Here is a 16663-nt window from a genome sequence, read left to right on the forward strand (position 1 = left end):
CAATCCCTGTGTATCAGGGGAGCAATGGTCGGCGTAGCTCCAACGAGTCTCGATAGCCCGCAAGCCTGGTCGCGCTCCGGCAGGGCGTTCCGGCTGGTCGAGTTCGCGGTGCTGGCGGTTGCGCTGGCGACACCGATCGTCACCTATTGGTTCGTCCAGCAGAACTCGAAGCAGCAATTGTTCAGCCCCGGCGTCGCCGCGACGCTGCTGCTCGTCAACCTGCTGCCCTATGTCGCGCTGATCGTGCTGATCGGCAGGCGGATCGCGATCAACCGGACCGCGCGCTCAGCACTGGCGGGCGGAGGGCGGCTGCACGTGCGGCTGGTCGCGGTGTTCACGCTGATGGCCAGCGTGCCGATCGTGCTGACGGTGATCGCGGCATCGATCATGTTTCAGTCAGGCATCAAGCTCTGGGGCTCCGAGCGGGCGCGGGCGGCGATCGACACGGCCGCGGCGATTTCGAACGAAGGCAAGAAGCTGGTCATCAACCGCTGGAAGCTCGAAACGAGTACGATGGTGGAGGACATGCTGTCGGTCGCGCCGTCGCTGCCCGAGCGCTCGCCCGATTTCCAGAAATGGTTTCTCAACCAGCTCTATTACCGCACGTTCAACCAGGGCGTGATCTTCCGGGTGCTGGACGACGACCGCGTCGAGGCACTCTATGCTTGGGAAGCACCCTCGTCGCCGGTGTTCGCACGGCGCGTTTCGCGAAACGTCCTGAAGCTGATGAAGGATGGCGAGAGCGCGATTAATTTCGATTCCGAGGTGATCTGGGTGATCATGCCGATCGATCGCTCGCGGAACCTCTTCCTGTATGTGGCCACGCCAAACAACGTGGAATTTCTCAATCGGCAGAATGTCGCCGCGGATCGCATCGGGCGGGAATATTCGGCGCTGATCGCACGGTCGCGCGCGCTCCAGCTGCAGTTCAACGCGATCCTATTCGGTGTCGCGCTGCTCATCGTAGGCATCGCGACATGGATCGCGCTTGCCGTGGCCGACCGGCTGGTGCGCCCGGTCGATCAGCTCGTGCAGGCGGCGGGGCAGGTCGCGGAGGGCGACCTCAGCGCGCGGGTGCCGACGCCGGAGACGATCGACGAGATCGCCACGCTCGGCATCGCCTTCAACAGCATGACCGCGCGGCTGCAGGACCAGACCACCGCGCTGGTCACTGCCAACGCCCAGCTCGACAGCCGCCGCGCGTTGATCGAGGCGGTGCTGTCGGGCGTGTCGGCCGGTGTGGTGGCGATCGGTGCCGATCACCGCGTCCGCCTGATCAACGCCTCGGCCAACGCGCTGCTCCGCCACCAGGCCGCCGACCCGGTGGGCCTGCCGCTCGAAGCGCTCGCTCCCGAACTGGAGACGATGCTCGCCAGTGGCGATCGCGAGGGCATCGTCCAGATCGCGACCGGTGGCGAGGCGCGGACGCTGGCGGTGAAGGTCACCTCGGACGAGGGTGGGCAGGTGCTCACCTTCGACGACATCACCCAGCAGCTCAACGACCAGCGTCGCGCCGCCTGGGCGGATGTTGCCCGCCGCATCGCGCATGAGATCAAGAACCCGCTCACCCCCATCCAGCTCGCCGCCGAGCGGCTCCAGCGCCGCTATGGCAAGCAGGTCGACCAGAGCGACGGCGTGTTCGCGCGGCTGACCGACACGATCGTGCGGCAGGTGGGCGATCTGCGGCGGATGGTCGACGAATTCTCCTCGTTCGCGCGCATGCCCAAGCCGATGTTCCGCCGCGAGTCGCTGCTCGATATCGCCCGCCAGGCGATGTTCCTGCACGAAGTCGCGCACCCGGCGCTGCGCTTCACGCTCGACGCGCCCGACCCCGCCCCGTCGCTGGTGTGCGATCGCCGCCAGATCGGCCAGGCGTTGACCAACATCGTCAAGAACGCGGTCGAGGCGATCGAGACGCGCGACGAGGCCGCCGGGCAGGGTGCGGATCTGCCCCAGGGCGAGGTGCATCTGACCATCCAGCCCGAAGCGGACGACAAGCTGATCCTGACACTGGCCGACAACGGCGTCGGCCTGCCGGTCGAGCGCGACCGGATCGTCGAACCCTATATGACGACGCGCAGCCGCGGCACCGGCCTGGGGCTCGCCATCGTCAAGAAGATCGTCGAGGAACATTGCGGCACGATCGCCTTTGCCGACCGCCCCGGCGGCGGCACGCGCGTGACCCTGTGCTTCGACACCGCGATGCTTGCCAGCGTCGCCCTTACCGAAACGCCGGACGACGCGCAGGACGCGCGACCGGCGATGCTCACCCGAACCGGAAGCAGAACATGAGCCTGGACATTCTCGTCGTCGACGACGAACGCGACATCCGCGAACTGGTAGCCGGCGTGCTGGAAGACGAGGGATATGCGACGCGCAACGCTGCCGACAGCGATTCCGCGCTGAGCGCCATCGCCGATCGCCGCCCGAGCCTGGTGTTGCTCGACGTGTGGCTGCAGGGCTCGCGGCTCGACGGGCTCGAACTGCTCGACGAGATCAAGCGCCGCGATCCGTCGATCCCGGTGCTGGTGATCTCGGGCCATGGCAATCTCGACACCGCCGTTGCGGCGATCCGGCGCGGCGCGTCCGACTTTATCGAGAAGCCCTTCGAGGCCGAGCGGCTGCTGCTGATGGTCGCGCGCGCCACCGAGACCGAGCGGCTGCGGCGCGAAGTCGCGTCGCTGCGCGCGGTGGCCGGGCGGGGGACCGATCTTCAGGGCACCTCTACCGCGATCAACACGGTGCGCGCGACCCTCAAGCGCGTTGCCTCGACCGGCAGCCGGGTGCTGATCACCGGCGGCGCCGGCGTCGGCAAGGAAGTCGCGGCGCGGCTGCTCCATGGCTGGAGCCAGCGCGCCGAGGCGCCCTTCGTGATCGTCAGCGCCGCCCGGATGACGCCCGATCGCGTCGACGAGGAACTGTTCGGGGTCGAGGAGAGCGGCGATCTCGTCCGCCCCGGCCTGCTCGAACAGGCGCATGGCGGCACGCTGTTCCTCGACGAGATCGCCGACATGCCGATCGCGACCCAGGCGCGCATCCTGCGCGTGCTGACCGACCAGAGCTTCAGCCGCGTCGGCGGGACCCGCATCGTCAAGGTCGATGTGCGCGTGGTTTCGGCCACCGCGCGCGACCTGATGGCGGAGATTGCCGGCGGGCGCTTCCGCGAGGACCTCTACTACCGGCTCAACGTGGTGCCGGTACCGATCCCGGCGCTCACCGACCGCCGCGAGGACATCCCCGCGCTGGTCGAGCATTATGTGGCGCATTATGCCTCGGAGCGCCGCGTGCCGACCCCGGAGATCGCCGCCGACGCGATGGTGGCGCTGCAAAGCTATGACTGGCCGGGCAATGTCCGTCAGCTGCGCAATGTCGTCGAGCGGACGGTGATCCTGGCGCCGGGCGACCGGATCGGCCGCATCGACGTCGACCTGCTGCCCCCCGAGGTGCTCGGCCGACAGAGCGAGAACGGCAGCGGCATGGCGTCCAGCGCGATCATGGGCGCGCCGCTCAAGGAAGCGCGCGAGAGCTTCGAGCGCGAATATCTGCGCGTCCAGATCCGTCGCTTCTCGGGCAATATCTCGCGCACGGCGAGCTTCATCGGGATGGAGCGCTCGGCCTTGCACCGCAAGCTCAAGCTGCTCGGCATCACCGACGCGCGCGACGATTGAGCCGCTATGGACGGAAGCGACCGAAACCCCTAGATTGGATCCCGGCGCCGGGGTGGCGCCGACCCTGACGCCGGGAACGGCGCACCGCGGGACAAATCCCGCCAAGAATAAATGGAGCCACCATATGGCAGAGAAGCAGACTTCGCTTCAGGACCTGTTCCTCAACTCGCTGCGCCGGTCGAAGACGCCGGTCACGATGTTCCTCGTCAAGGGCGTCAAGCTCCAGGGCATCGTCACCTGGTTCGACAATTTTTCGGTGCTGCTCCGCCGCGACGGGCAGTCGCAGCTGATCTACAAGCATGCCATTTCCACCATCATGCCCTCGGGCCCGATGGACCTCGCCGCGCTGCTCGCGGCGGCGGGCGAGTTCCAGCACAAGAACCCGGTGCTGCAGGAAATCTTCCTCAACGCGGTCCGCAAGCAGCAGGAAAACGTCACCATGTTCCTGGTGAACGGCGTGATGCTCCAGGGCCAGATCGCTGCCTTCGACCTGTTCTGCATGCTGCTCCAGCGCGAGGGCATGGCCCAGCTGGTCTACAAGCATGCGGTTTCCACCATCCAGCCGATGCACCCGCTGAACCTCGCCGAGGAAACCAATAGCGGCGACGACGATTGATCCTCGCATGAGCACTGGTTTCGAGCGCGACCCCGACGAATTCGCGCGGGGCGCAAAGGCGCTCGTCGTCTATCCGGACATGGGCGGCAGCTCGCGCGACGCTGAAGCAAGGCTGGAGGAAACCGCCGGTCTAGCCGCGGCGATCGGCGTCGACGTGGTCGAACGGGTTGCCGTGCGGCTGCGCCAGCCCAAGCCGGGCACGCTGATCGGCTCGGGCCAGGTGGAAGCCCTGGCGGAGACGGTCCGCGACGGCGAACTGCAGCTCGCGGTGTTCGACGCGGCGCTGACGCCGGTGCAGCAGCGCAACCTCGAGACGGCGCTCGGCTGCAAGGTGATCGACCGTACCGGCCTTATCCTCGAAATCTTCGGCGAGCGCGCCCGCACGGCAGAAGGCCGGTTGCAGGTCGAACTGGCGCATCTCGACTATCAGGCAGGCCGGCTCGTCCGCAGTTGGACCCACCTTGAGCGCCAGCGCGGCGGTTTCGGCTTCCTCGGCGGCCCGGGCGAAACCCAGATCGAGGCGGACCGGCGCTTGATCCGCGACCGCATGGCGCGGCTGCGGCGCGAGCTCGACCAGGTCAGCCGTACCCGCACGCTTCACCGCGACCGGCGCCAGCGCGCGCCTTGGCCGGTGGTGGCGCTGGTCGGCTATACCAATGCCGGCAAGTCGACGCTGTTCAACCGGCTGACCGGCGCGGGCGTGATGGCGGAGAACCTGCTCTTCGCCACGCTTGACCCGACGCTGCGCCAGATCGCACTGCCGGGGATCGACAAGGCGATCCTCTCCGACACGGTGGGCTTCGTCTCCGAACTGCCTACCCAGCTGGTCGCCGCGTTCAAGGCGACGCTGGAAGAGGTGGTCTCGGCCGACCTGTTGATCCATGTCCGCGACATCGCGCATCCGGATACCGAGGCGCAGCGCGCCGACGTGGAAAAGGTGCTTCAGGAAATCGGCGTGTCCGAGCAGACTCCGCGCTTCGAGGCGTGGAACAAGCTCGACCTGCTCGACGACGAGCAGCGCGACGAAGCGCTGGCGATGGCCGCGCGCCGTACCGACGAGGTGCGGGTGATCTCGGCGCTGACCGGGGAGGGCGTCGATGCGCTGGTCGAGGCCGTCGCCGGGCGGCTCACCGAAGGCCATCGTCGTTACACGCTGCGGCTCGATCCCGCCGATGGCGCGGCCGCCGCGTGGCTACACCAGCATGGCGATGTGATCGACCAGCATATCGAGGACGAGCAGGCGGTCTATGAAGTCCGCATGGCGCCGCGCGATTACGAGCGGTTCGTCACGCGGGGGTAGGGGCGGAAGCGCTATCGACGCCGCGTCTACTCTCAGTCCGTCATTCCGGCGAAAGCCGGAATCCATTGGCGCTACGTTGCGGCTCTTGCTGAAAGCGAGAGGCGAATGGATCCCGGCTCTCGCCGGGATGACGTGTGGACGATGGGGAAGGGCTCAGCCCCATCACCCCCGCTTGACCACCTGCCAGAGCGCTTCCTTGCCCTCCAGGTCCAGCCCCACGAACGCCTCGCCCGCGCGTTCCTCCATCGCCTTGAACCGCCGCTCGAACTTGCCATTGGCCGCGCGCAGCGCCGCCTCGGGCTCCACGCCCAGCTTGCGGGCATAGTTCACCACGGCGAAGAGCAGGTCGCCCACCTCTTCGGCGCGGTGGGCGTCGTTCTCCGCCGTCTCGACCTCTTCCAGTTCCTCCAGGATCTTCGCGCGCGCGCCCGTCGCATCGGGCCAGTCGAAGCCGGTGCGTGCCGCCCGCTTCTGGAGCTTCTCGGCACGCAGCAGCGCGGGCAGGCCGATCGCCACGCCGTCGAGCGCGCTCGACGCCCCTTTGGCGCCACGCTCCTCGGCCTTGATGACTTCCCACAGATGGTGCCCGCCCTCGGCCACATCGCCGAAGATATGTGGGTGGCGTCGCTCCATCTTGTCGCTGATCGAGGTGACCACATCCGCAAGCCCGAACTGCCCTGCCTCTTCGGCGATCCGGCTGTGGAACACCACCTGAAGCAGCAGGTCGCCCAACTCGTCCTTCAACTCGGCGATGTCGCCGCGTTCGATCGCGTCGGCCACCTCATAGGCTTCCTCGATCGTATAGGGCGCGATGGTCTCGAAGGTCTGCGCCACGTCCCATTCGCAGCCGCGTTTCGGATCGCGCAGGCGCTCCATGATGGCGACCAGGCGGTCAATGCCGGTGGGGGACGTCATGCAAAAGGCCTCCTGAACGCGGGTGCGGACAGGAGGCCTTTGGAGGTCGCGCGCGGCTTAGGCAAGCCGCGCCGGGGTCAGTCGAGGCGGCGCCCCAGTTCCTTGTTGAAGTAGAGCGCGATCAGCGTGCCGGCAGCGCCCGAGAGCAGGTACAGGCCCGACGCGATCACGCCCCAGTTGCTGGCGAGCAGCAGCGCCGCGAGCGGCGCGAAGCCGGCACCGAACAGCCAGGCGAGATCCGAGGTGAGTGCCGCGCCGGTATAGCGCGCCCGCTTCGGGAAATTGCTGGCGACCGCCCCCGAGGACTGGCCGAAGGCGAGGCCGAGCAGGATGAAGCCGAGCACCATGAACACCGTCTCGCCGGTATTGCCGCGTTCGAGCAGCTGCGGCGCGAAGCCCGAATAGGCGGCGATCGCGGCAGCGGTGTAGCCCAGCAGCGAGCGGCGGCCGATCCGGTCGGCGAGGATCCCCGAGATCACGATCGCGACGACGCCGCAGGCAGCCGCGCCGACTTCGATCCACAGGAAGCGGGTCAGGTCCTCGGTGGTGAACAGCGCGATCCAGGACAGCGGGAAGACGGTGACCATGTGGAACAGCGCAAAGCTCGCCAGCGGGGCGAAGGCGCCGATGATGATGTTGCGCCACTGTGCCTTGATCGTCGCGGTGACTCGCGAGGGGGTGAGTTCGCGGCTCTCGAACAGCTTCACATATTCGGGGGCCACCACCATGCGCAGGCGGGCGAACAGGGCCACCACGTTGAGCGCGAAGGCGACGAAGAACGGATAGCGCCAGCCCCAGCTCATGAAATCGGCGGAGTCGAGCGCGCCCAGGAAATAGGCGAACAGCCCGCTCGCCACGATCAGCCCGAGCGGGGCGCCGAGCTGCGGCACCATCGCATACCAGCCGCGGCGCGACGCCGGGGCGTTGAGCGCCAGCAGCGACGCGAGGCCGTCCCAGGCGCCACCCAGCGCCAGCCCCTGCAGCACGCGAAGCGCGGCGAGCAGGATCGCCGACCAGGTGCCGACCTGCTCATAGCCGGGCAGGAACGCCATCGTCACCGTCGCGGTGCCGAGCAGGAACAGCGCGAGGGTCAGCTTCGTGCCGCGTCCATGACGGCGGTCAATGCGCATGAAGATCTGCGTGCCGATAGGACGGGCGATGAAGGCGAGGGGGAAGAGGGCGAACGACCAGAGCGTGCCGGACACGCGATCCATGTACGGGAACACCAGCGCGGGGAACACCAGCACCGAGGCGATCGCGTAGACGAAAAAGTCGAAAAACTCGGACGTTCGCCCGATGATCACCCCAATGGCGATATCGCCGGGGCGGGTGTGATCGTCACCGGGCGAGGTGTTGATCAGGCGGGCGTCATGTTCGATCTGCGTCGAACCAAGCTCAGCATTTGCCATGGGTCATATCTACCGCAAAGCTTTGGGGAAAGCACCTAGGGAAACTCTCGGGTTGCAGCCATGGGACAAATTGTCCTATTTCGCGCCCGCACAACCCCTCCTAACTCGCGGCCGCTATGTTTCGATCCATGCTCCCGTTCCGTCGTGCCCTCCGGCCGGCGGCCTTGATCGCCACCCTCGCAGCCCCGCTGATCCTCGGCGGATGCGACCTGGTGGTGATGAATCCGTCCGGCGATGTTGCACGGCAGCAAGCCGATCTGATCCTCTGGTCCGTCTTTTTGATGCTGCTCATCATCGTGCCGGTGATGATCCTGACGGTGGTTTTCGCGTTCAAATACCGCGCGAGCAACACCGAGTCGGAGTACAAGCCCGACTGGGATCACTCGACCCGGATCGAACTGGTGATCTGGTCGGCACCGCTGCTGATCATCATCGCACTCGGCGCGCTGACCTGGCTCACGACGCACCAGCTGGACCCCTATCGGCCGCTGGACCGCATCGCGCCGGGCAAGCCGATCCCGGCGGATCAGAAGCCGCTGGAGATCCAGGTCGTCTCGCTCGACTGGAAGTGGCTGTTCATCTACCCAGAGCAGGGCATCGCCACGGTCAACGAATTGGTGCTGCCGGCCGACCGCCAGGTGCGCTTCCGCCTGACCTCATCGAGCGTGATGAACACCTTCTACGTGCCGGCGCTGGCGGGCATGATCTATACGATGCCGGGCATGGAAACGAAGCTCCACGCGGTGATGAACCGCGTCGGCACCTTCGAGGGCCAGAGCGCCAACTATAGCGGCGCCGGCTTCTCCTACATGCATTTCCCGACCCAGTCGGTGGATGCGGCGGGCTTCGACCAGTGGGTCGCCAAGACCAAGGCGTCGGCGCAGTCGCTCGACACCGCCCAGTATCTCACGCTCGAAAAGCCGAGCGAGAAGGTGCCGGCGATGCACTTCGGCACCGTCGAGGGCGGCCTGTTCGATCGCATCGTCCAGATGTGCGTGAAGCCCGGCACCGCCTGCGGCCACGGCATGATGCACCATGGTGCGGGTGCCCAGGAAGTCGCGCCTGCGGTAAACGATCGTCCGGGCGAAGGCGCCGATGGCGCGCTGATGAAGTCGCCGGATGAAATGAAGACCAGTCCGCACCTGACCCATCCGCACGGCGCTCCCGCCGGCCACTCCGAACCCGGCGCGGATTCGAACCGTAACATGACCCGCATGGACGCGCCGGCCTATCCCGGTCGCGCGGCGGCGGGCGAGGCTTGAGCACTGCCATGTCTGACACTTTGAAGATGATCTTCGGCCGGCTCTCGATCGAGAGCCTGCCGATCCACGAGCCGATCGTCGTCGGTACCTTTTGCGGCGTCGCGCTCGGCGGCATCGCGCTGCTTGGCGCGCTGACCTATTTCCGCCTGTGGGGCTATCTCTGGAAGGAGTGGTTCACCACCGTCGATCACAAGCGCATCGGCATCATGTACATGGTGCTGGGCCTGGTGATGCTGCTGCGCGGCTTCGCCGATGCGATCATGATGCGCGGCCAGCAGGCGATGGCGTTCGGCGCCAACGAGGGTTATCTCAACGCCCATCACTATGATCAGGTGTTCACCGCCCACGGCGTGATCATGATCTTCTTCGTGGCGATGCCCTTCGTCACCGGCCTGATGAACTTCGTGGTGCCGCTGCAGATCGGTGCGCGCGACGTCAGCTTCCCGTTCCTGAACAATTTCAGCTTCTGGATGACGGCGGCGGGTGCGGCGCTGGTGATGGCCAGCCTGTTCATCGGCGAGTTCGCGCGGACCGGCTGGCTGGCGATGGCGCCGCTCTCGGGCCTCGACTATTCGCCGGACGTGGGCGTGGACTATTATGTCTGGGCGCTGCAGATCGCGGGTGTCGGCACGCTGCTTTCGGGCGTCAACCTGGTCGCCACCATCGTCAAGATGCGCGCGCCGGGCATGGGCCTGATGAAGATGCCGATCTTCACCTGGACCGCGCTTGCCACCAACATCCTGATCGTCGCCGCCTTCCCGGTGCTGACCGCGGTGCTCGCGCTGCTCAGCCTCGACCGCTATGTCGGCACCCACTTCTTCACGAACACCGCCGGCGGCAATCCGATGATGTACGTGAACATGATCTGGATCTGGGGCCACCCGGAAGTTTACATCCTGATCCTGCCGGCCTTCGGCATCTTCTCCGAAGTCACCTCGACCTTCTCGGGCAAGCGCCTGTTCGGCTATACCTCGATGGTCTACGCCGTGCTGGTCATCACCATCCTGTCGTACCTCGTCTGGCTCCATCACTTCTTCACGATGGGCTCGGGCGCGAGCGTGAACAGCTTCTTCGGCATCACCACGATGATCATCTCGATCCCGACGGGTGCCAAGATCTTCAACTGGCTGTTCACCATGTACAAGGGCCGCATCCGCTTCGAACTGCCGATGATGTGGACGGTCGCGTTCATGCTGACCTTCGTGATCGGCGGCATGACCGGCGTGATGCTGGCGGTGCCCCCGGCCGACTTCGTGCTGCACAACTCGCTGTTCCTGGTCGCGCACTTCCACAACGTGATCATCGGCGGCGTACTGTTCGGCCTGTTCGCCGGCATCAACTACTGGTGGCCCAAGGCGTTCGGCTTCAAGCTCGACAAGAAGTGGGGTCTGGTCTCCTTCTGGTGCTGGGTGGTGGGCTTCTGGGTGGCGTTCACGCCGCTCTACGTCCTCGGCCTGATGGGCGTGACCCGTCGCCTGCGCCACTTCGACGATCCGAGCCTGCAGATCTGGTTCGTGATCGCCGCGATCGGCGCCGCGATCATCGCCGTCGGCATCGCAGCCTTCCTGCTCCAGATCTTCGTGAGCATCCGCAACCGCGAGGCGCTGCGCGACGACAGCGGCGATCCCTGGAACGCCCGCACGCTGGAATGGGCGACCTCGTCGCCGCCGCCGGCCTATAACTTCGCGTTCTCGCCGGTCATCCACGACCTGGATGCCTGGTACGACATGAAGTCGCGCGGTGCGGTGCGTCCGGTCTCGGGCTACCTGCCGATCCACATGCCGAAGAACACCGGCGCCGGCATCATTCTGGCGGGCTTCTCGCTGGTGTTCGGCTTCGCGATGATCTGGTACATCTGGTGGCTCGCGGCCGCATCGTTCCTGGGCCTGATCGTCACCGCGATCGCCCACACCTTCAACTATGATCGCGACTTCTACATCACGGCAGAAGAAGTGACCGAAACCGAGAATGCGCGCACCGCGGTGCTCGCGCGCCTGGGAGCCTGACGCGATGAGCGCCACGACCGTACCCAAGGGCAAGACGCCCGTTTTCTACCAGCTCGAGGAGGAGCATCACGAACCCGGCGGCAGCACGCTGCTCGGCTTCTGGATGTACCTGATGAGCGACTGCCTCATCTTCGCGATGCTGTTCGCGGCATGGGGCGTCTATGGCACCAGCTATGCGGGAGGCCCCACCTCCCACGAGCTGTTCGAGCTGCCGCTGGTGGCGGTGAACACGGCGATGCTGCTGTTCTCCTCGATCACCTATGGCTTCGCGATGATCGCCATGCAGGAACAGCGCAAGGGCGCCGTCCAGGCCTGGCTGCTGCTGACCGCACTGTTCGGCGCCGCCTTCCTCGGCATCGAGCTCTACGAGTTCTCGAACCTGATCCATGAGGGTGCGGGTCCGTGGCGCTCGGCGTTCCTCTCGTCCTTCTTCACCCTGGTGGGCACCCACGGCCTGCACGTCACCTTCGGCCTGATCTGGCTGTTCACGCTGATGGTGCAGATCGGCCGCAAGGGCCTGATCCCGGCAAACGTCCGTCGCCTGCAGTGCCTGTCGCTGTTCTGGCACTTCCTCGACGTGATCTGGATCGGCGTGTTCACCTTCGTCTATCTGTTTGGAGCCATGCGATGAGCGCGCACCCCCACAGCCACGCCGGCCATGACCATGGTCACGGCCACGATCATGGCCATGACGCGCCGCATTCGACCCGCGGTGGCTACATCACCGGCTTCCTGCTCTCGGTCGTCCTCACCGCGATCCCGTTCGGGATCGTGATGGGCGGCTGGATCGCCGACACCCGCGTGGCGGTGGCGATCTGCGCGGCGCTGGCGATGGTGCAGATCGTCGTCCACATGATCTACTTCCTCCACATGAACAGCAAGTCGGAGCAGGGCTGGACCCTGATGGCGCTGGTGTTCACGATCATCATCATCGTCATCGCGCTCGCGGGCTCGCTGTGGGTGATGTACAACATGAACCTCAACATGATGCCCGGGATGGCTTCCGGCGCCGGCATGTGAGCCGGCCGGCTTCCCGCAACGGGATGGCGATCGCGCTGCTGCCGCTGATCGCCATCCTTCTCGGCCTCGGCATCTGGCAGGTCGAGCGCCGCGCCTGGAAGCTGGCTTTGATCGACCGGGTAGAGCGGGGACTGGCCAAGGCGCCGGTGCCCTCCCCCGGGCCCGCCGAATGGGCGGCCGTAAATAGCGAAGCCGCCTATCGCCGCGTCCGCGTGACCGGCAGCTACCTTCCCTGCGGTACGAAGCTGGCCCAGGCCGTTACCGAGATCGGGCCCGGCAAATGGGTGATGACACCGCTCGTCACCGCGCGCGGCTTCACCGTTTTCGTCAATCGCGGTTTCCTGCCCGAAGGTCAGGCACTGCCCGACTGCAAGACTGAAGGCGCGAAGCCGGTGAGCATCACCGGCCTGCTGCGCCTCAGCGAGCCCAAGGGCGGTTTCTTGCGCGCCAACGATCCCGCCGCCAACCGCTGGTACTCACGCGACGTGGCGGCGATGGGGCAGGGGCTGCGGCAGCTCGCGCCCTATTTCATCGATGCCGATCGCGATGGCGACGGCTGGCCGCGCGGCGGGATGACCGTCGTCCGCTTCAGCAACAACCATCTCGTCTATGCGCTGACCTGGTTCGGCCTCGCCCTGCTGACCGCCTGGTTCGCCTGGCGGGCGTGGCGTGGACGCGGAGACGCATGACCACGGCGACGCCGGAGGACGCCGCCCGCCGCAACCTGCTGCTGCTGGTCCAGCTCCGCTGGCTCGCGGTGCTTGGGCAGCTGACCACGATCCTCGGCGTCCATCTGGCGTTCGGCGTACGCCTGCCGCTGGTGCCGATGCTCGCCACGGTGGGCGTGCTGGTCGCGCTCAACCTGGCGATGTACCCGGCCCGCGCGCTGCGTCCCGCGACCAACGGGCAGGTGATGGCCGGGCTGCTGGTCGACGTGATGTGCCTCACCGTCCTGCTCTACCTGAGCGGCGGCGCGACCAACCCCTTCGTGTCGCTCTACCTGCTGCAGGTGGTGCTCGGCGCGGTGCTGCTCGACACGGCCTCCAGCTGGGCGCTCGTCTTCCTCACCAGCGCCGCCTTCGCCTTTCTGTCCGTGGTGCACCGGCCGCTGCCGCTGCCGCCGATGCTGGCAACCTCGTTGTCAGGCGCGTTCCTGTTCGCGCTGTGGTTCAACTACACGCTTACCGCGACGCTGATCGTCCAGTTCGTCACGCGCATCGCGAGAAACCTGCGCGATCGCGACGCCCGCCTCGCCGAGCTGCGGCAGCGCGCGGCGGAAGAGGACCATATCGTCCGGATGGGTCTGCTCGCCAGCGGCGCGGCGCATGAGCTGGGTACGCCGCTCGCTTCGCTTTCGGTCGCGCTGGGCGACTGGCGGGCGGACGCAAGGATCGCCCGCGATCCCCAGCTGCTCGCCGAAGTGGCCGACATGCAGGCCGAGGTGGCGCGCTGCAAGGCGATCGTCGCCGGCATCCTGTTCGCCGCGGGCGAGGTGAGCGGCGAGGCACCGGCGCGGACCAGCCTGCGCCGCTTTCTCACCGGCGTGATCGAGCAATGGCCGCGCAACGATCAGGTGATCCTCGATTATCGCCTGCCGGGGGATCTGCCGATCGTCGCGGACCGGGCGCTCGGCCAGTCGATCGTGAATGTGCTCGACAATGCCGTGGAGGCGGGGGCGGCGCGGATCCACCTGGTGGTGAACGAGGCGGACGGCGCGCTGCGGCTGAGCTTTCGCGACGACGGTCGCGGCTTTCCGGCGGACATCCTGCCACGCATCGGCAATCCCTATAACAGCAGCAAGGGGCGCCAGGGCGCCGGGCTCGGGCTTTTCCTTGCGCATAACGTGTTGCGTACGCTGGGCGGCACGCTTGCCGCCAGCAACCGCGAAACCGGTGGCGCAGAGGTGGTGCTGCGGGTACCGGTGTCGGCCTTGGCGCTTGAGGATGAGGGCGAATGACCGGGCACAAGCTGCTGATCATCGAGGACGATGTGGTGTTCGCGCGGACGCTTGCCCGCTCCTTCGAGCGGCGCGGGTACCAGGTCGAGGTGCTGAACGGCCCCGAAGAGGTCGAGCCACGCGCCCGCGCCTTCGTCCCCGAACGGGCGGTGGTCGACCTGCGGCTGGGCGGCAGCTCCGGCCTGGTCTGCGTCAAGCAGCTGCACGACATCGACCCGACGATGCGGATCGTCGTGCTCACCGGGTTCGCCAGCATCGGCACCGCGGTGGAGGCAGTGAAGCTGGGCGCCACCAACTATCTGATGAAGCCCGCCAATACCGACGATATCGAGGCGGCGTTCGAGCGCGTCGACGGCGATGTCGATACCGAGTTGAAGGCGCGGCCGACCTCGATCCGCACGCTCGAATGGGAGCATATCCACCAGACGTTGGCGGATACCAACTACAACCTATCCGAAGCGGCGCGGCGGCTGGGGCTGCACCGTCGTACGCTCGCCCGAAAGCTCGACAAGAAGCACCTCTGACGGACCTTGCTCAGTGCAGAATGGCGGCGGGGTCGTGCCCGGTCGGCATGCCGTTGCTCGACAGGCGCGGGGAGGTGGCCCGGGCTGCATGCAGCATCTCGGTCGCCCGTGCGGCGTCGATGGCGGGGGAGAAGAGGTGCCCCTGGCCATAGGCACAGCCGATGCTGCGCAGCAGCTCCGCCTGCGACTCGGTCTCGACGCCTTCGGCGATGACGCCCATGTCAAGCTCCTGTGCGATGTGGAGCACGCCCTCGACGATCGCCCGGCTGGCGCTGTTCTGCAGCAGCTGATCGGTGAAGCTCTTGTCGATCTTGATATAGTCGACCGGCATGGTGAGCAGATGGGTGAGGGAGGCATAGCCCGTCCCGAAATCGTCGAGCGCCACCATCAGCCCCTGGCTGCGGAACCAGCGCAGCGTATCCGCGACGACCGTGTCGCCCTGGCCAAGATAGACCGTCTCGGTAATCTCGAGGGTCAGGTGGTGCAGGGGAACGCCGTGGCGCGCCAGCGTCTCCGGGATCAGCTCGCGCAGGCGGCCGCCATGAAAGTCGCTGGAGGAGAAGTTCATGCCGACATGGCGGGGCGCGATGCCGAAGTCGCACCAGCGGCGCAGGTCGGCGGCGACGCGCTCTAGCATGCGGTCGGTGATCGCACCGGCAACCTTGCCGTCGGTGGTCGCCTCGAAAAACTCTGCGGCAGAGATGATACGGTCGCCGGCGCGCATCCGGCACAATGCCTCGAAGCCGACCAGTTCGCCAGAACGCAGGTCGAGTATCGGCTGGTAGAACGGTAGCAAGCGGTCCTCGGCGAGCGCGCGCTCGACCGAGTGGATCGCCTCGAGCCGCTTGGCCATGCGGGTGGCGATGCCCGGCCAGTAGCGCACGAACGTGCCGCGCGCCGTTTCCTTGGCATGGTAAAGCGCGAGATCGGCGTTTAGGCGGACCTGTTCGGCGGTCTCGCCTTCGCCGATCAGCGCGCCGCCGGCGGTGGCACGGGGGAGGAGGTTGCGATCTTCCTCGGAAACCGGCTGGGCGATTGCGTCGAGCAGGCGCCGCGCCTTTTCCGCCGGGTCGGCAAGCGCCTCGGGGCTCTGCAGCAGCACCGCGAACTCGTCTCCCCCCAACCGATACGCACGATCGGGCGCCGCCGTCTCGGCTAGGCGCCGCGCCGCATGCGTGATCAGCGCGTCGCCGGCGACGTGGCCGAAGGTGTCGTTGACGATCTTGAGATTGTCGAGGTCGACCAGGATCAGGCCCCAGCCACCCGGTTCGCTGCAATCGAGATCGCTGAGCGAGGTGGCGAAGGCGGCGCGGTTCGGCAAGCCGGTGAGCCCGTCCAGCTGCGCCCGGCGCACCTGCTTGGCGCGCCAGATGTCCTGTTCGATCGCGATGCTGCACAGATGGAGGCACACGCGGATGATCCGTCGCTCGAGCGGCGTCGGGCCGCGCGGCACGCGGTAGTAGAAGGCGACGACTCCGGTCACTTCCCCGCGGCCGTTCTTGATCGGATTGGACCAGCAGGCGCGGAGCTCGAGCGGCCGGGTGAGATCCAGATACCGTGCCCAGTTGGGATCGGTCTCGATATCGGTGCTGGCATGGGGTTCGCCGTGATAGGCTGCGGCGCCGCAAGAGCCGACTCGCGGACCGATCATCATTCCGTCCAGCGCGTGGAGATAATGTTCGGGAAAGCTGGGGCCGGCGACGGGATGCAGCCGGCCCGCCACGTCGACGCGCAGCACCAGGCAGCGCACGTCGGGGAGGCGCAGTTCCACCTCGCGGCAGAGGCGATCGGCGACCGACGCCAGGTCGGCGCCCGTGGCGACCAGCTCCAAGATGTTGTTCTGAAGCGAGATGTCCACGCGTGTCGTCACCTTAGCAGGGGTTGCTGCGCAACTTGGCGTCCACGGTCTTGCCTCCAGCATAATCCGCGCCTCTGGGAAACTACGTATTACTGCAACTTTCCCGGCCTAGGCGGGCCGAATGACGT

14 protein-coding genes are annotated in these 16663 nt (G+C 66.7%); 11 read left to right on the forward strand and 3 right to left on the reverse strand.

The window, feature by feature from the left end:
- Positions 1-24 precede the first annotated feature (24 nt).
- The 4 genes from SAZ01S_RS05645 to hflX all read left to right on the forward strand — a co-directional run bounded on the left by SAZ01S_RS05645 (position 25) and on the right by hflX (position 5584).
- A complete protein-coding gene (locus SAZ01S_RS05645; RefSeq protein WP_084580889.1) occupies positions 25-2292 on the forward strand; it encodes a sensor histidine kinase NtrY-like in 2268 nt (755 codons plus the stop codon).
- Complete coding sequence (gene ntrX / locus SAZ01S_RS05650) at positions 2289-3668, forward strand: nitrogen assimilation response regulator NtrX (protein ID WP_084580891.1); 1380 nt, start codon at positions 2289-2291, stop codon at positions 3666-3668. Before SAZ01S_RS05645 ends, ntrX begins: the two co-directional genes overlap by 4 nt.
- Positions 3669-3732: 64 nt before the next feature.
- Entirely contained in the window at positions 3733-4284 is a 552-nt protein-coding gene (hfq, locus tag SAZ01S_RS05655; RefSeq protein ID WP_281252150.1) for an RNA chaperone Hfq, read from the forward strand.
- Positions 4285-4291: 7 nt separating this feature from the next.
- On the forward strand, positions 4292-5584 hold the full coding sequence (gene hflX / locus SAZ01S_RS05660) for a GTPase HflX (protein WP_084580893.1): 1293 nt from the start codon (positions 4292-4294) through the stop codon (positions 5582-5584).
- A 162-nt stretch (positions 5585-5746) separates the two neighbouring features.
- Here hflX and mazG read toward each other — a convergent pair whose 3' ends face one another.
- Together mazG and SAZ01S_RS05670 are read right to left on the reverse strand one after the other, a co-directional pair.
- Positions 5747-6499, reverse strand: coding sequence for a nucleoside triphosphate pyrophosphohydrolase (mazG, locus tag SAZ01S_RS05665; RefSeq protein WP_084580894.1), 753 nt, complete (start codon positions 6497-6499; stop codon positions 5747-5749).
- A gap of 77 nt (positions 6500-6576) precedes the next feature.
- Positions 6577-7908 carry an MFS transporter gene (locus tag SAZ01S_RS05670; protein ID WP_084580896.1) on the reverse strand — a complete coding sequence of 444 codons (1332 nt, stop codon included), beginning with the start codon at positions 7906-7908 and terminating at the stop codon, positions 6577-6579.
- A gap of 128 nt (positions 7909-8036) precedes the next feature.
- Here SAZ01S_RS05670 and cyoA point away from each other — a divergent pair, with 128 nt between their 5' ends.
- Genes cyoA through SAZ01S_RS05705 form a run of 7 tightly spaced genes read left to right on the forward strand, consistent with a single transcriptional unit; the run spans position 8037 to position 14677 of the window.
- Complete coding sequence (gene cyoA, locus SAZ01S_RS05675; protein WP_084580898.1) at positions 8037-9170, forward strand: ubiquinol oxidase subunit II; 1134 nt, start codon at positions 8037-8039, stop codon at positions 9168-9170.
- A gap of 8 nt (positions 9171-9178) precedes the next feature.
- On the forward strand, positions 9179-11176 hold the full coding sequence (gene cyoB, locus SAZ01S_RS05680) for a cytochrome o ubiquinol oxidase subunit I (RefSeq protein WP_084580900.1): 1998 nt from the start codon (positions 9179-9181) through the stop codon (positions 11174-11176).
- A gap of 4 nt (positions 11177-11180) precedes the next feature.
- On the forward strand, positions 11181-11807 hold the full coding sequence (gene cyoC, locus SAZ01S_RS05685) for a cytochrome o ubiquinol oxidase subunit III (RefSeq protein ID WP_084581123.1): 627 nt from the start codon (positions 11181-11183) through the stop codon (positions 11805-11807).
- On the forward strand, positions 11804-12196 hold the full coding sequence (cyoD, locus tag SAZ01S_RS05690) for a cytochrome o ubiquinol oxidase subunit IV (protein WP_084580902.1): 393 nt from the start codon (positions 11804-11806) through the stop codon (positions 12194-12196). Before cyoC ends, cyoD begins: the two co-directional genes overlap by 4 nt.
- A 23-nt stretch (positions 12197-12219) precedes the next feature.
- Positions 12220-12885, forward strand: a complete 666-nt coding sequence (locus SAZ01S_RS05695; protein ID WP_084580904.1) for an SURF1 family protein — start codon at positions 12220-12222, stop codon at positions 12883-12885.
- Positions 12882-14153 (forward strand): ATP-binding protein, encoded by a 1272-nt coding sequence (locus tag SAZ01S_RS05700; protein ID WP_084580906.1) that lies wholly within the window; start codon positions 12882-12884, stop codon positions 14151-14153. The genes SAZ01S_RS05695 and SAZ01S_RS05700 overlap by 4 nt, the downstream gene beginning before the upstream one ends.
- Positions 14150-14677 carry a response regulator transcription factor gene (locus SAZ01S_RS05705; RefSeq protein WP_084580908.1) on the forward strand — a complete coding sequence of 176 codons (528 nt, stop codon included), beginning with the start codon at positions 14150-14152 and terminating at the stop codon, positions 14675-14677. The genes SAZ01S_RS05700 and SAZ01S_RS05705 overlap by 4 nt, the downstream gene beginning before the upstream one ends.
- A 10-nt stretch (positions 14678-14687) precedes the next feature.
- On the opposite strand, the gene SAZ01S_RS05710 is transcribed toward SAZ01S_RS05705, so the two are convergent.
- A complete protein-coding gene (locus SAZ01S_RS05710; RefSeq protein WP_084580910.1) occupies positions 14688-16535 on the reverse strand; it encodes a putative bifunctional diguanylate cyclase/phosphodiesterase in 1848 nt (615 codons plus the stop codon).
- Positions 16536-16663 lie beyond the last annotated feature (128 nt).

It is taken from the genome of Sphingomonas azotifigens NBRC 15497 (assembly GCF_002091475.1).
Lineage (GTDB): Bacteria > Pseudomonadota > Alphaproteobacteria > Sphingomonadales > Sphingomonadaceae > Sphingomonas > Sphingomonas azotifigens.